The organism is Gemmatimonadaceae bacterium (assembly GCA_036273715.1).
In the GTDB taxonomy this organism is placed as follows: domain Bacteria; phylum Gemmatimonadota; class Gemmatimonadetes; order Gemmatimonadales; family Gemmatimonadaceae; genus JADGGM01.
On the sequence record DASUHB010000051.1, the window covers coordinates 1 to 2,411 of the forward strand.

General features: G+C 66.1%; 2 protein-coding genes. One reads left to right on the forward strand and one right to left on the reverse strand.

From position 1 onward, the window contains the following. On the forward strand, window positions 1–529 hold a 529-nt coding region (locus VFW04_11255), incomplete at its 5' end, for a tyrosine-type recombinase/integrase (GenBank protein ID HEX5179902.1). A 360-nt stretch (window positions 530–889) separates the two neighbouring features. Here VFW04_11255 and VFW04_11260 read toward each other — a convergent pair. Further along, on the reverse strand, window positions 890–2,209 hold the full coding sequence (locus tag VFW04_11260; GenBank protein ID HEX5179903.1) for an IS256 family transposase: 1,320 nt from the start codon (window positions 2,207–2,209) through the stop codon (window positions 890–892). Window positions 2,210–2,411 lie beyond the last annotated feature (202 nt).

Below are 2,411 nucleotides of genomic sequence, written 5' to 3' on the forward strand. Positions count from 1 at the left end.
CTTCATCCGCGAGGGCAAGGGGAAGAAGGATCGACTCGTCCCGATCGGCGAGCGCGCGGTGCGCTGGACGCTTCGGTATCTCGACCACGTCCGGCCGACCCTGATCGCGCGCGCCGTGCGCCGAGCAACGCGACAATCGACACGGACCACGAGCGCCCTCTTTCTCACGGCGCGCGGTACCAGGCTTACGCCGACGAAACTGACCGATCGGCTGCACCGCTATCTCGTGCACGCGGGGATCGAGAAGCCTGGCAGCGTGCACATTTTCCGCCACACCATGGCGACGCTGATGCACGATGCCGGCGCGGATATCCGCGACTTGCAGGAAATCTTGGGGCACGCACAGCTCTCTACGACCGCGATCTATACGCACGTCTCGATCGAGCGGCTGAAGGCCGTCCATACCCGCACGCACCCGGCTCACGTGGTGCACGCGAACGGTGAGTTTTCTGCACGTGTGCGCGCGTCCGCGCCATTTCTGTTAGCTGCTGAAGTAGCTGCTGAAGCGGCTGAAGAAGAAACGGACTAACTTGCAGCTCCTAACTACACTGCCTAACGGCGGCAGCTCGCGGCGCCTGTCCCTCCGCCCGCCCACGGCCAGCGCGGACCCGGCCTCATCGCGCCGGGGCCCGCGGCCCAGGCGGCGGCGTTTCGGGGGGCCGTCGGCTCCGCTGCCGCTCCGCCGCACCGGGCGAGCTCCGCGGGCCCCAAGGCCCGCTCCGTGCCGGCTCGTTTCGGAACGCGCTGCGCGCGATTTATTTCATGCCGGCATGCGCATAATGTGCACATTATGCGCACTCGCCCTCGGCCCCCACGCCTTGGGCCTAACGGCCTTTACATAACGAAGTTATGCAAACGAGGTCTTGTCAAGAAGTGTGTAAATGAGCAGTTAGGCGGCGTGCCGTTCTCGAGCAGGTGATGGGGTGACGCGCATGCCGTCCCGGTATTCGATCCCCGCGAAGACCTCGCGACACAGGTGCGGGGCGTTGAGTTTGCGGAACTGCTGTTCGGCGACGAGCAGCAATTTCCAAATGAGCGCCGTTGCACTCTCGACGCGCTTGAAGCGTTTGGCCGCGGTCGTGCGCAGCCGGACCGCGTGAAACGGGGATTCGATCACGTTGGTCGTGCGCAGATGCCGCCAGTGCGGTTGAGGGAACGCGTAGTACGTGATCATGCGCGCCCAGTCCCGGTCTAACCGCTCGACGGCTTTGGGGTACACGCGACTGTACGCCCGCCGGAACGCCGCCCGGTGGCGCTCGCAACTCGCCTGGGTCTCGGCGTTCGCGATCGCCTGGAGATCCGCTTTCACGGCGCCCTGGTGTTTCTCGGGCACCACGTCGAGCACGTTCCGCAGTTTGTGGTTCCAGCACCGCTGCTCGGCGCTCGTCGGATAGATCTGAGCGAGGGCGCTCCAGATGCCTAAATGGCCATCGGCGATCGTGAGGGCGGGAGCGCGGAGTCCCCGTGCCTTGAGCTCGCGCAAGATCGCCGCCCAACTTTCTGTCGATTCGCGCACGCCGCTCTCGACCGCCAGCACGACTTTCCGCCCGTCGGCGAGCGCGCCGATCAGCACCAGGAGCGCGGCCTTCGTGTCCTCGAGGCCGGCCTTCACGTAGAGCCCATCCGCCCAGAGATACACCACCTCGAGCTCGGCGAGATCGCGCCGGCGCCACGCGTCGTACTGCGTCTGCCAGGCCGCCTTGAGCCGCAGCATCGCGCTCGCGCTCAACGGCGCCGCCGCGCCTAACACCCCGCGCAACGCCAACTCAAAATCCCCGAGCGCGAGCCCGTGCAGGTAGAGCTCCGGCAAGAGCGCCGTCACCGCCGTGGTCTGGCGCTTGAACAACGGGAGCACCCGACTCACAAACCGCGCCTCCACGTCGCGCACCCGCGGCCGCTGGACCGTGATCGTCCCGCCCATCAACGCGAGCTGCCGCGGTTTCCCGTAGCCATTGCGCACCCCCTGCGGCGTGTCCGCGTGCCGCCGCGCACTCTTCGCCGGCCTAACAGCTCCTCGACCTCCTCTTCCAACAGCCGCTGCACGAACTGCTGAATCTCCCCGCGGGCATACTGCTCCAGCGTCTCCCACAGCGGACCGGCCGCTCTTGACTCCCGCGCACTTGTCGTGATCTTCTCCATCGGGCGGTGCCTCCTTTTCGTGGCCGGGATTCCCCCGGCGGGTGATTGCTCTCACCCGAGAAGGTGTCACCGCCTTTCTGCTATTTCCACACTTTTAGAAATTACCTCGCATCGGCCAGCTCGATAGCGTAACGACGAACGGCGTGACCGTGCGGTTTGCGTACGATGGGCAGGGGCGGCGCGTGGCGAAGCGCACCGGGGCCGAGTCGCGTTACATCTACTCCGGAAGCCAACTCGTCGCGGATATCGATTCGGCGACGGGCATCGCGCAG